A 12,438-nucleotide genomic window follows, 5' to 3' on the forward strand; every position below is an offset into this window, starting at 1 on the left:
ACGGGCCCGCCTTGTCCGTTGGGCCCATCGTCCGGCCACCGACGATCCCGCCGGCCGTCCCCCGCCGTCACGTGCCCGGTGCGCGGGACCGCTCGATCGCCGCCAGCCTGCGGCGCAGCAGGGCCCGTTCGGGTTCGGTGCCGGCCAGGCCGAGCGCCTCCCGGTACGCCTCGGCGGCCTCGGCGTGCCGGCCGAGGCGGCACAGCAGGTCGGCCCGGGCGGCCGGGTACGGATGGTGGCCCCGCAACAGCGGCTCGTCGGCCAGTTCGGCCAGCAGGGTCAGGCCCGCCTCCGGACCGTCGCGCATCGCCACGGCGGCGGCCCGGTTGAGCGCGACGACCGGGGACGGCGCGAGGGCGAGCAGCACGTCGTAGAGCGCGACGATCTGCGGCCAGTCGGTGGTGGCGAGGTCCGGCGCCTCGACGTGCAGGGCGGCTATCGCGGCCTGCACCCCGTACGGGCCGGGCGGCCCGCCGGTCAGCGCGACGGGCACCAGGTCGAGTCCCTCGGCGATCATCGGGCGGTCCCAGCGACCACGGTCCTGCTCGTCGAGCAGCACCAGTTCGTCGTCGGGCCCGGTACGCGCCTCGCGGCGGGCGTGGACCAGCAGCATGAGCGCGAGCAGCCCGGCGACCTCCCGCTCGGCCGGCAGCAGCCGGCGCAGGATGCGGGCCAGCCGGATGGCCTCCTCGGCGAGATCGCGCCGTTGCAGGCGTGGCCCCTCGCTGGCCGCGTAACCCTCGGTGAAGATCGAATACACCGCCTGGAGCACTCCCGGCAGCCGCTGCGGCAGTTCGCCCGCGTCCGGCACCCGGAACGGGATCCGGGCCTCGTGGATCTTCTTCTTCGCCCGGGTGAGCCGCTTGGCCATCGTCGCCGTCGGCACCAGAAAGGCGCGGGCCACCTCGGGCGTGCTCAGCCCGGCCAGGTAGCGCAGGGTCAGCGCCCCACGGTCCTCGGCCGCGAGCGCGGGATGCGCGCAGGTGAAGAAGAGCTGGAGCCGCTCGTCCGGCAGTTCGCCACCCGCCCCCGGCGCGGGGGCGGGGTCCGCCCGGTCCGCCTCCGCCTGGAGGATCGCCAGCCGCGCGGCGAGGGCCTGGTCCCGGCGCAGCCGGTCGACGGCCCGGCGGCGCGCCGTGGTCATCAGCCAGGCGCCGGGGCGGGGCGGGACACCGTCGACCGGCCACCGCGCCAGCGCCACCTCGACAGCCTCGGAGGTGACCTCCTCGGCCAGGTCGAGGTCGCCGAAGCGGCGGACGAGGGCCGCCAGCAGCCGACCGCGTTCCTCGCGGAACACCGCCGCCACGACCGCCGCCGGATCCTCGTCCGTAGCCCCGTTGCCGGCGGGCGCTTCGCCCACCGCGCTCAGCCCGCGAAGTCGGCGACCGGCCGGACCACGACGGATCCGCCCCCGCGCGCGCCGGGGCAGCGCGCCGCCCAGTCGAGCGCGACGTCGAGATCGGGCACGTCGATCACGTAGAAACCGCCGAGGATCTCGCGGGTCTCCGCGAACGGCCCGTCCGTGACGGTACGCCTGCCGTCCGGACCGACCCGGACCGTGGTGGCGGTGACCAGGTCCGCCAGCGACTCGCCGGAGACCAGGATGCCCGCCTCCCGGACCTGCTTGTCGTACGCCATCCAGTCGCCGACCTCACACCCGTCGGCGCCGCCGTCCTCGCCGACCGCACCCGCGTTGATGAGCAGCATGTACTTCACGATCCGACTCCCCTCCGTGTCGCGTCACCCTCCCGTGCCGGGCGACGCCGTACGACATCACTACGGACGGGAGCCGGCCGGATGGACACCCCTGGCCGATTATTCTCCGCGGCCTCGCACCGGCCGGCACGAGGGGATGCGGGCAGCCGCTGCGCGACCCGTGTCCCCACCAGCGGGATCGCCGTCCCAGCTCGTGTCCGCACCGCACCGACTGCGCGGGGCGGGCTCCTTGACCACGCCGCCCGGTTGGTCGTAGGTTCCACCCTTACATCGATGTTGATGGTTTGATGCGCCGGGTCCGGTCATGTCCGTGCCCTGCGGGACCCTCGCGACAAGGACGGTCACGATGCCCACTCGACGCGCGCTGTTCGGCACCCTCGCCGCGGCCGGCATGGCCACGGCCGTCGCGCCGGTCCTCGCCCCCGGCACGGCCCACGCCGCCTCCTGGAAGAAGCGCCTCACGGGCGCCGACCTCGACACCAACCACCGGTGGCGGGTCGCGGGCACCGACCTCGGCATCCCGTACGTGCTGGAGAACGGCTCGATCGGATACCTGTTCGGCGACACGTTCGACACTCCGTGGCCGGAGGGCCCCCCGGTGCCCAACGACTGGCGCTCGCCGGTGCTGCTGCGCTCCGCCGTGCACCCGGGCGCCGCCGGCGGGATCGTCTTCGACAGCGCCGCCCGCGTCGCGGGCAACGGCCGGGCCCCGGAGCTGATGCACAACGGCCACCACGGCGTCGGCATCGACGGGCTGTGGGAGGTGACCGTCATCCCCACCGACGGCATCGCCTTCCCCGAGACCGGCCGGCAGCTCGTGTCGTACATGAGCATCGAGAACTGGAACTCCGCCGGCCCAGCCGGGCCGCACTGGCGCTCGCGCTACGCCGGGCTGGCCTACAGCGACAACGGCAACGACTTCATCCGTACGCCCCTGAAGTGGTGGAACGACGGCGCCAACACCGATCCGTTCCAGATGTGGACGATGCAGCGCGACGGGGAGTGGGTGTACGTCTTCTCGGTGCGCGCCGGGCGCCAGCACGGGCCGATGATGCTGCGCCGGGTCCGCTGGGACCGGCTGTTCTTCCCCGAGTCGTACGAGGGATGGGGCTTCAACGGCAGCAACTGGGGCTGGGGCCGCCCGTGCACGCCCATCCTGACCGGTCGCTTCGGCGAGCCCTCGGTGCGGCGGCTCGCCGACGGCACCTGGGTCATGTCGTACCTCAACGGCGCCACGGGGTGCATCGTCACCCGCACGGCGGACGGGCCGGACCGGGCCTGGACGGCGGAGCGGATCCAGGTCACCTCCTGGCAGGAGCCGGGCCTCTACGGCGGCTTCATCCACCCGTGGTCCAGCCGGCGGGCCAACGACCTGCACCTGATGGTCTCGAAATGGACCAGGACGCCCGACAACCGCAGCACCGCCTACCACGTCAGCCAGTTCGTCGGGTCGGCGTAGGGAGGGACCCACCACCCGCCGGTCGGGCCCCGGGGCGACGCCCGGGAATGATGCCGACAGCATGTTGATACGATGCTGACATGCTGTCAGCAAAAGTGCGCCCGCGGTGGTGGGCATGTTCCTAGCGCTACGCGAACTGCGGTTCGCCAAAGCCCGGTTCGGCCTGATGGGGGCGGTGGTCGCGCTCATCGCGGTGCTGGTGGTGCTGCTGTCGGGGCTCTCCACGGGCCTGGTGAACGACGGCGTGTCGGGGCTCCAGCGCATCCCGGCGACCTCCTTCGCCTTCGCCGACGGGGTGCAGCACGACTCGGCCTTCTCCCGCAGCGTCATCGACATCTCCGCGGTCGACTCGTGGAAGGCGCAGCCCCAGGTCGCCGACGCGGCGCCCTTCGGCAACGCGCTGATCAACGCCCGCAGCGGCTCGGGCGTGGAGATCGACCTCGCGTTGTTCGGCGTACCCACCGACTCGTTCCTCTCCCCACCGGTCGCCGAGGGCGCACGGCTGGGCGACGCGAACGGCATCGTGGTGAGCCGGACCGCGATCGAGGCCGGGCTGCGCGTCGGTGACACGGTGACCGTCGACCGGATCGGCACCCAGCTCACGGTGGTGGGCGCCATGGCCGACCAGCACACCTTCGGTCACGTCGACGTGGCCTACCTGCCGCTGCGGATCTGGCAGGAGATCAAGGCCGGCGTACGCCCCGGCGAGCCCGTGCCGGGCGGCACCTACGACGAGATCACCGCCGTGGCGGTGCGCGCCGCCGACGGCGCCGAGATCGACCTGGCCGCCGGTGACCGGGCCGCCGGCACCGAAAGCCTGTCCCGCACCGAGTCGTACGGCGCCTCGCCCGGATACACCGCCGAGACGTCGACCCTGCGACTGATCGAGTGGTTCCTCTACGCCATCTCCGCGCTCGTGGTCGGCGCCTTCTTCACCGTGTGGACCATCCAACGCCGCGCGGAGATCGCCGTCCTGCGGGCCATGGGCGCTCCGACGGGATACCTGCTGCGCGACGGGCTGGCCCAGGCCCTCGCCCTGCTGCTGCTCGCCGTGGGCGCGGGCGTCGCGGTCGGCACCGCCGCCGGCAGCCTGGTCGGCAGCGGCATCCCGTTCGCGCTCAGCGCGCCGGCGATCGTGGTGGCCGCCCTCCTCCTGCTCTTCCTCGGCCTGGCCGGAGCCGCCGTGGCCATCGTCCGGATCGCCGCGGTGGATCCGCTGACCGCACTGGGAGCGAACCGATGACCGACACCGGCCTGGTCATGCGCGGCGTGAGCCTGCGCTTCGGCGACGGCGACGACGTCGTGCCGGCCCTGGACTCCGTCGACCTGACGGTCGCCCCCGGGCAGTTCGTCGCGGTGGTCGGCCCCTCGGGGGCGGGCAAGTCCAGCCTGCTCGCGGTGGCCGGCGGGCTGACCGTCCCGACGTCGGGCTCGGTCACCCTCGCCGAGCGCGACATGACCGTGCCGAGCGCGCGGGCGCGGGCGGCCCTGCGCCGGGAGTTCGTCGGCTTCGTGTTCCAGTCCGGCAACCTCATTCCCGCGCTGACCGCCGTGGACCAGGTCCGGTTGCCGGCCCGGTTCGGCGGTCACGGCTCCCGGGCCCGCGACGCGATGGCCCTGCTCGACGAGGTCGGGATGGCCCACAAGGCGAACCGCCGGCCGCACCAGCTCTCGGGTGGCGAACGGCAACGCGTCGGCATCGCCCGTGCCCTGGTCAACCGGCCGCGACTACTCTTGGTGGACGAGCCGACCGCCGCCCTCGACCGCGCCCGCAGTCACGAGGTGGTGGAGCTGCTCGCCCGCGAGACCAAGGAGAACGACGTCGCCACCGTCATGGTCACCCACGACCACGACGTGCTGCGCCACTGCACGACGGTGTACGAGATGATCGACGGGCGACTCATGCCCGTGTCGTGACGACAGGGGGTTTCCGTGCCGAAGATCCAGGCGCCCACGGTGGCCGAGCACCGTGCCCGGCAGCGACGGGCGATCCTGGCGGCGGCGCGGGAGATCCTCGCGGAGAGCGGGGCACAGGCGCCGAGTCTGGCCGAGGTGGGCAAGCGGACAGGCTTGGCGCGCCCCAGCGTCTACCAGTACTTCAAGTCCCGCGAGGATCTGCTCAACGCCGTCATCGCCGACATGTTCCCGGAGTGGTCGGCGTACGTCACGCAGCAGATGGACCGGGCCGGCGATCCGGGCGGACGGGTGCTGGCCTACGTCGAGGCGAACCTGCGCCTCGTCGCCCAGGGGGAGCACGCGGTCATGCGCGGCCTCGCCGCCAGCGTGCCGGGCGCCGTCCTCGCCGAGGAGACCCGCGTCCTGCACGACCAGTTGCGTACGCCCCTGGTGGCGGCCCTGGCCGAGCACGGCGCCAGCGACCCGGACGCCGCGGCGGAACTGGTCCAGGCGGTGGTCTACGCGTCCTCGCAGATGATTGAGAACGGCACCCCGGAAGCCGCCGTGCTCGCCCTCACCCGGGAACTGCTGGGCCCCTACCTGCGACAACAGGGCTGAGCACCAGCGTTCCCGGGGCCGGAGGACAGGCCGCTCACGACCACGACGGCGGCGCGTACGACGCGCCGGGCCGGGGTGACGACAGGTTGCCGGACCAGGCCACGGGTGCTCGCCCCCTCGGCCGCTCCCCCTCGCCCGGTCCGGCGGCCTACCCGGCGGCGGGGGTGCTCGTCACCGGGGCTCCCCGGGGATCGGGGCCGGTGACGGTGACGTCGAGGACGTCGAGCAGGCCCAGCAGTCCGGCGAGGGTGACGGCCTCGTCGCGGCGCAGGGTGATGCTGCGGGTGGCGTCGGGGTCGTCGCCGTCCTGGTAGACCAGCTCACGCCGGCCGCCGCCGTAGTGGGTCACCACGCCGATGCGCAGTCCCGCGTCGGTGGTGAACATGCGGCGGTACCCGATACCGGGCAGGGGGGTCAGTTCGACGTCCATCGGAACTCCTCGGTGGGTGAGAGGCCGGGGGTTCGGTCCCGGCCGGGCAGGCGATCAACGTGCGGGATCGGTCGGGCGGGTGCGGAGCAGCCGGGCGGGGTGCGGGTGCCCGGCCGGCGGTGTGCACCGCCGGCCGGGCCGCTGTGCGGCACGGTGCCGGTCAGCGGGTGAGCAGCAGGCGCAGGCCGGCGAGCGTGGCGAGGTGCGGGTCGGCGGGCATCGTGACGACCCGGCCGGTCAGCGCGGCCAGTCGGGCTCCGAGCTCAGGGTGCACCGCCCCGCCCCCGGTGATCAGCAGCCGTCGTCGCCCCGGCCAGACCGGCCGGGCGCCCAGGCGTCGGACCGTGGCGGCGATCAGCGGCACCTGGTCGAGGACGTTGGGCACGCCGATGTGCTCGGCCGCCTCGACGGCCCGGTCGGTGATGTGGGCGATCTCGGTGCGGCCGTGTCCGATGTCGACGACGACCACGTCGTCCCCGTCGAGGTCGGCCCCGCAGGCCAGGGCCGCGGCCAGGGGCTCCTCGACCGTGGCGACCCGCCCACCGAACGCGTGGCGGACGGCCGCGACCAGGAGGTCCTTCTGCCGCAGCGTGGCGGTGGCCGGCACGCCGACCACGACCGGGGAGACGTCGTCGCCCGGCCGGCCGCTCGCCGCGGCCACCACCCGCAGCAGGTGTACGCAGGCGAAGAAGTCGGTCACCACGCCGTGCCGCACCGGCCACGCCAGTTTCACGTCACCGGTGTCGCGCAGCTGCATGGCGGCCCGCCCGACGGCCTGGGCGCCGGCCGAGTTCCACGCGACGACGGCGGGCTCGGCGACGACCGCGTCGGACGTCGGCGTCCACATCCGGACGGTCGAGGTGCCCAGGTCCAGTGCGACGGGATAGCGCAGGCCGAGGCGGGCGTACGCGCCGGGGGCCAGCACGGTCACCGCCTCCGTGGCGGGGTGGCCGCGACGGCGTACGCCCCGGGTCGGGGTCCGTCGTCGACGGACCGGGACAGGATGGATCGAGGGTGCGGCAGGGTCGGCATGGTGCTCCAAGCCACGGGCCCCGCGTCACAGGACGCGGGGAAGGCGGACGGGCTTCAGACGGCGAACGCCAGCCCGGGCGGAGCGCGGTCGGCCGACCAGGCGGGCACGCAGCCGGGGATGGCCCGCCTGGTGCACCGGAAGACGATGCACAGCCCGACGGCGCGGGCCGCGGAGAGCACCATGATCAGCACGGTCAGCATCAGCAGCGCCGGCAGCGAGACCCGCTTGCCGGCGCGGCGGAGACCGTACCGATCCTGCATGCGACCACCATATCCGGGCGGCCCGTCGATCGGCCACGCCGTCGCCGCCCGGCCCGTGAGCCGTTACGGAAGCACTCCGGAAAATCCGTCCGGCACGACTCATCTCCGATCGCCTCGTTTCCATGAGCGCGCCCGGACGCACGTCCACGCGTGCGGCTGACCAGGCAGGCACCACAGGCGCACCGGAGCGGTCGCCGACTTAGCTATCGTTAGTTTTCCGGAAATTGTTGCTCGCCGATGTCTCGCGCTGCCATACTCCACATCCATCGGGATCGATCAGGCGGGTCGACCGGCCCGCGGCACAGCCCGCCGAGCGCCCCGATCCGACACACCCCCACCACACCGGTCCACCCCCGACAGTGCGGACCGGGCCCCGGAAGGAGCAGGAATGACCGAGAGGTGCGACCGGGACACCCGGTCGAGATCACGCTCGCGCGTACACGCGGCTCTCGCCGTCGCCGCCGTGGGACTGCTCGCGGCGACCGGCGCCACGGTGCTGCCCGGCACGGCGAGCGCCGGCACCACCCTGGGCGCGTCGGCGGCGGAGCGCGGCCGCTACTTCGGCGCCGCCGTGGCCGCCAACAAGCTCAGCGACAACACCTACGTCACGATCCTCAACCGTGAGTTCAACTCGGTGACGCCCGAGAACGAGATGAAGATCGACGCGACCGAGCCGCAGCAGGGGCAGTTCACCTTCGGCAACGCGGACCGGATCGTCAACCACGCGCGCGCCAACGGGATGAAGGTGCGGGGGCACACGCTGGCCTGGCACTCCCAGCAGCCCGGCTGGATGCAGAACATGAGCGGCTCCGCCCTGCGTTCCGCGATGCTGAACCACGTCACCCAGGTCGCCACCTACTACCGCGGCAAGATCGACTCGTGGGACGTGGTGAACGAGGCGTTCGCCGACGGCGGCAGCGGGGCCCGGCGCGACTCGAACCTGCAACGCACCGGCAACGACTGGATCGAGGCGGCGTTCCGCGCCGCGCGCGCCGCCGACCCCGGCGCGAAGCTCTGCTACAACGACTACAACACCGACGACTGGTCGCACGCCAAGACCCAGGCCGTCTACAACATGGTCCGCGACTTCAAGGCCCGGGGCGTACCGATCGACTGCGTCGGCCTCCAGTCGCACTTCAACAGCGGCTCGCCCTACCCGGGCAACTACCGCACCACGCTGTCCAGCTTCGCGGCGCTCGGCGTCGACGTGCAGATCACCGAGCTGGACATCGCGGGGGCCTCAGCCACCACGTACCGCAACGTGGTCAACGACTGCCTCGCGGTCGCCCGGTGCACCGGCATCACCGTGTGGGGCATCCGGGACAGCGACTCCTGGCGGGCCTCGGACACGCCGTTGCTGTTCGACGGCAGCGGCAACAAGAAGCCCGCGTACGACGCGGTCCTCGCCGCCCTCAACAACGGCACGCCCCCGCCGACCTCGCCGCCGCCGACGACCGGCCCGACCACCCCGCCGCCGGGCGGTAGCTGCACCGCGACGCTGAGCGACGGCACCCGGTGGGGCGACCGGTTCAACAGCAACGTCACGGTCAGCGGGGCCACCAACTGGACCGTCGTCGTCGCGGTGACGCCCCCGCAGAAGGTCTCCGCCACCTGGAACGGCACCCCGAGCTGGGACAGCAGCGGAAACGTCATGACGATGCGCTCCAACGGCAGCGGCAACGTCTTCGGGTTCACCACGATGGCCAACGGCAACTGGTCCCGTCCCCAGGTGTATTCCTGCACCGCCTCCTGAGCACACGTCACCGGACGGCTCCGGGGTGGCGCCCAGCGCGCCGCCCCGGCGCCGCCGGATCGGCGTACGGCTCGATCCCGCACCACCGGCGACGCACGGAAGGTCGTCGCACTCGCCGGAAGACACTGGCGCGGGCCACATACGGCTGACTAAAGTCAGGCTTCGTGGAAGCAGAGCTCATCGCCGCCGTGCGGCGGTTCAACCGGACGGTGACCCAGCGGGTGGGGGCGCTCGACGACGAGTACATGGCGCGCGCCCGCCCCCTCGCGCAGGCCCGCCTGCTGTGGGAGATCGGCCCCGGCGGGGCCGAGGTCGCCGCCCTGCGGTCCCGGCTCGGGCTGGACTCGGGGCACCTCAGCCGCCTCCTGCGCGCGCTCGAGGGCGACGGCCTCGTCGCCGTCGGACCGTCCGAACAGGCCGGTGGGGACGGGCGGGTCCGGGTGGCCACGCTCACCGACGCCGGCCGCGCCGAGTGGGCCGAACTCGACAAGTGCTCCGACGAGTTCGCCCGGTCGATCCTCGCCCCCCTGGGCGGGCGGCACCGCGAGCGGCTCGTCGCGGCGATGGCGGAGGTGCAGCGGCTGCTCGTCGCGTCGATGGTGCTCGTCGAGCCCTGCCCGCCGGGCGACCCTCGGGCCCGCGCCTGCATGCGGGCCTACGCCCGGGAGGTCGCGCGGCGCTTCGACGACGGGTTCGACCCGGCCCGGAGCAACCCGGTCCGCGACGAGGAACTCGTCCCCCCGGCGGGCGTGTTCCTGCTCGCCACCCTCAACGCCGAGCCGGTCGGCTGCGGCGCGGTGAAGCTCCACCGTGACGCGCCCGCCGAAATCAAGCGGGTGTGGGTGGCGGACTCCGTACGCGGGCTCGGGCTCGGGCGGCGGATGCTGGGCGAGCTGGAACGCCAGGCCGCCGAGCGGGGCTGGACCGCCGTGCGGCTGGACACCAACCGCAACCTGACGGAGGCGATTGCGATGTACCGGGCGGCCGGCTACCGGGAGATCGAGGCGTACAACGACGAGCCGTACGCCCACCACTGGTTCGAGAAGCGCCTGACGCCGTGACGACGCGGGCGGCGGGACGACGGTCCCACTGCCGGCGCTTGCGGGATCCGCCGCATTTATAGATACTTGTCGATGTTCTTGAGCCGGACGTGATCGGGCAGCCGGGCAGCCCTCGATCGGAACCCCGCCCTGTCCGCCGTCTGAGAGGAACCACCCATGAGAGCCCGACTCCGAGTGCTGGGCGCCGCCCTGGCCGCCGCCGTGCTGACGGCGCTGGCGGCGGTGGCGCTCGCCCCGCCGGCGTCCGCCGCGACCCTGACCGAGGTGACCAACTTCGGTCCCAACCCGAGCAACCTACGGATGTACCTGTACGTGCCGGACTCCGTCGCGCCCCGACCGGGGCTGCTGGTCGCGGTGCACTACTGCACCGGCACCGGACCCGCCATGTACTCCGGCACCCAGTACGCGGCCCTGGCCGACCGGTACGGCTACATCGTCGTCTACCCGTCGGTGACCCGCAGCAGCCAGTGCTTCGACGTCTCCTCGCCGCAGGCACTGCGCCGCGACGGCGGCAGCGACCCGGTGGGCATCAAGTCGATGGTCGACCACGTCCGGCAGCGGTACGCCGTCGACCCCGACCGGATCTTCGCCACCGGCATCTCGTCGGGCGCGATGATGACAAACGTCCTGCTCGGGCTCTACCCCGACGTGTTCAGCGCCGGCGCGGCGTTCTCCGGGGTCCCCTTCGGCTGCTTCGCCACCACCAACGGCTCCGAGTGGAACAGCGAGTGCGCCAACGGCCAGATCGTCCGGACCCCGCAGCAGTGGGGGGACCTGGTCCGCAACGCCTACCCGGGCTACACCGGACGCCGGCCCCGCATGCAGACGTGGCACGGGACGAACGACGAGGTGCTGCGCTACCCGAACTTCGGCGAGCAGATCAAGCAGTGGACCAACGTGCACGGGCTGAGCCAGACGCCGACGTACACCGACAGCCCGCAGGCCGGCTACACACGTACCCGCTACGGCGGCAGCGGCGACCGGGCACCGGTCGAGGCGATCAGCATGCAGGGGGTGTCGCACAACCTGCCGGTCGACGCGGCGCAGGCGATCCGCTTCTTCGGGCTCGACACCACGGCGCCGCCCACCACCCATCCCCCCACCACCGCGCCCCCGACGACGCCGCCGCCCAACACTCCCCCGCCCAGCACTCCCCCGCCCGGGCCGGGCACCTGCCGGGTGGACTACACCGTGAACGCCTGGAACACCGGGCTGACCGCCTCGATGACCGTCACCAACACGGGCACCGCGACGCTCAACGGCTGGTCGCTGGCGTTCACGCTGCCCGCAGGCCAGAGCATCACCAACGGCTGGAACGCGACGTACGCCCCCAGCAGCGGCGCGGTCACCGCCCGCAACGTCTCCTACAACGCCACACTCGCGCCCGGCGCGTCGGTCAGCGTGGGCTTCCAGGCCACCCACACCGGCGACACGGGGCACCCCTCCTCGTTCACCCTCAACGGCACCACCTGCACGATCGCCTGAACCGGCCGGGGCGGCGCCGACACCGGCGCCGCCCCGACACCCGGTCAGCCCCGGTGCGAGCGCGGCGGCGTCGGATCAGCCCATCCCGAGCCCCTTGTCGAGCACCTTGGCCGAGGCGGTGACGGTCGCGGAACGCACCGGCCCGCCGCCGACGGTGTAAAGGGTGTAGGTGTGCGTCTCGGTGCTGCCGACGTCGCCGTTGCAGGAGAAGAGGAACTCCTGCGAGCCCTGGAGATCCACCGGCCCGTACGTGCCGGGGGTGTTCGTCGGGTCGTCCACCGACAGGGCTCCACCCGTCGCGCCGGTGATCTTCCACTCGATCACGAGCGGCACCGGGTCGGCCCGGAAGACGGCGGTCCCCTCGGCGCACCTCGGCTTGCGGGCGACGCGCAGGTAGACGATGCGCGGGCCGGCATCCTCCGCGGTGGCCGGAGCCGACGGCGTCTTGCCGGCGGGTTTCTTGCCGGCGGGCTTCGGGGTGGCCGGCCCCGTCGCCCCCGGCGTACCGGTCTGGATCGACTCGGGGGTCGGGGCGGGCGTCGCGCCGGTGCCCTCCGCCGTCGCGGCGGCGGACGGGTCGGCCGACGGCGTCGCCGCGACGGCACCGTCCCGGGCGGTCGGGCCGGTTGCCGCGCACCCCGACACCGTCGCGGCGCTCAGCAGGAGGATGGCGGCTGGCCTGGCAAATCGGATCACGTCGACAGGATGGGCGGCGGCGCCAAAGAAG

The 12,438-nt window shown here is 73.3% G+C and carries 13 protein-coding genes; 7 read left to right on the forward strand and 6 right to left on the reverse strand.

The features are described from left to right. Positions 1-67: 67 nt before the first annotated feature. Positions 68-1,360 (reverse strand): RNA polymerase sigma factor, encoded by a 1,293-nt coding sequence (locus ACGFIG_RS15390; protein ID WP_393003193.1) that lies wholly within the window; start codon positions 1,358-1,360, stop codon positions 68-70. A gap of 5 nt (positions 1,361-1,365) precedes the next feature. After that, the gene (locus ACGFIG_RS15395) at positions 1,366-1,707 is read right to left on the reverse strand and encodes a YciI family protein (RefSeq protein ID WP_393003762.1); all 342 of its coding nucleotides are present in this window, start codon (positions 1,705-1,707) and stop codon (positions 1,366-1,368) included. A gap of 355 nt (positions 1,708-2,062) precedes the next feature. Between ACGFIG_RS15395 and ACGFIG_RS15400 the strand changes: the two genes are divergently transcribed. From ACGFIG_RS15400 to ACGFIG_RS15415, 4 genes are all read left to right on the forward strand, one after another. Beyond that, on the forward strand, positions 2,063-3,175 hold the full coding sequence (locus tag ACGFIG_RS15400; protein WP_393003195.1) for a DUF4185 domain-containing protein: 1,113 nt from the start codon (positions 2,063-2,065) through the stop codon (positions 3,173-3,175). A gap of 115 nt (positions 3,176-3,290) precedes the next feature. Further along, positions 3,291-4,418, forward strand: coding sequence for an ABC transporter permease (locus ACGFIG_RS15405; protein ID WP_393003197.1), 1,128 nt, complete (start codon positions 3,291-3,293; stop codon positions 4,416-4,418). After that, complete coding sequence (locus ACGFIG_RS15410; protein ID WP_393003199.1) at positions 4,415-5,092, forward strand: ABC transporter ATP-binding protein; 678 nt, start codon at positions 4,415-4,417, stop codon at positions 5,090-5,092. The genes ACGFIG_RS15405 and ACGFIG_RS15410 overlap by 4 nt, the downstream gene beginning before the upstream one ends. 15 nt (positions 5,093-5,107) lie before the next feature. Then, positions 5,108-5,689, forward strand: coding sequence for a TetR/AcrR family transcriptional regulator (locus ACGFIG_RS15415; RefSeq protein ID WP_393003201.1), 582 nt, complete (start codon positions 5,108-5,110; stop codon positions 5,687-5,689). Positions 5,690-5,837: 148 nt separating this feature from the next. Here ACGFIG_RS15415 and ACGFIG_RS15420 read toward each other — a convergent pair whose 3' ends face one another. The 3 genes from ACGFIG_RS15420 to ACGFIG_RS15430 all read right to left on the reverse strand — a co-directional run bounded on the left by ACGFIG_RS15420 (position 5,838) and on the right by ACGFIG_RS15430 (position 7,412). After that, positions 5,838-6,119: a potassium transporter TrkA gene (locus ACGFIG_RS15420; protein WP_393003203.1), complete on the reverse strand. Its 282-nt coding sequence runs from the start codon at positions 6,117-6,119 to the stop codon at positions 5,838-5,840. 160 nt (positions 6,120-6,279) lie between these two features. Further along, the gene (locus tag ACGFIG_RS15425; RefSeq protein WP_393003205.1) at positions 6,280-7,050 is read right to left on the reverse strand and encodes a rod shape-determining protein; all 771 of its coding nucleotides are present in this window, start codon (positions 7,048-7,050) and stop codon (positions 6,280-6,282) included. A 155-nt stretch (positions 7,051-7,205) separates the two neighbouring features. Then, positions 7,206-7,412: a hypothetical protein gene (locus tag ACGFIG_RS15430; protein ID WP_393003207.1), complete on the reverse strand. Its 207-nt coding sequence runs from the start codon at positions 7,410-7,412 to the stop codon at positions 7,206-7,208. Positions 7,413-7,800: 388 nt separating this feature from the next. Here ACGFIG_RS15430 and ACGFIG_RS15435 point away from each other — a divergent pair, with 388 nt between their 5' ends. The 3 genes from ACGFIG_RS15435 to ACGFIG_RS15445 all read left to right on the forward strand — a co-directional run bounded on the left by ACGFIG_RS15435 (position 7,801) and on the right by ACGFIG_RS15445 (position 11,711). Further along, a complete protein-coding gene (locus ACGFIG_RS15435) occupies positions 7,801-9,165 on the forward strand; it encodes an endo-1,4-beta-xylanase (protein WP_393003209.1) in 1,365 nt (454 codons plus the stop codon). Positions 9,166-9,329: 164 nt separating this feature from the next. Next, positions 9,330-10,226, forward strand: a complete 897-nt coding sequence (locus ACGFIG_RS15440) for a GNAT family N-acetyltransferase (RefSeq protein ID WP_393003211.1) — start codon at positions 9,330-9,332, stop codon at positions 10,224-10,226. Between the two features lie 156 nt (positions 10,227-10,382). Then, the gene (locus tag ACGFIG_RS15445; protein WP_393003213.1) at positions 10,383-11,711 is read left to right on the forward strand and encodes a PHB depolymerase family esterase; all 1,329 of its coding nucleotides are present in this window, start codon (positions 10,383-10,385) and stop codon (positions 11,709-11,711) included. A gap of 75 nt (positions 11,712-11,786) precedes the next feature. Here the strand turns inward: ACGFIG_RS15445 and ACGFIG_RS15450 are convergent, their stop codons facing one another. After that, complete coding sequence (locus ACGFIG_RS15450; protein WP_393003215.1) at positions 11,787-12,407, reverse strand: hypothetical protein; 621 nt, start codon at positions 12,405-12,407, stop codon at positions 11,787-11,789. Positions 12,408-12,438: the final 31 nt, after the last annotated feature.

Source organism: Micromonospora sp. NPDC049048 (genome assembly GCF_043197615.1).
Taxonomy (GTDB): Bacteria; Actinomycetota; Actinomycetes; order Mycobacteriales; family Micromonosporaceae; genus Micromonospora.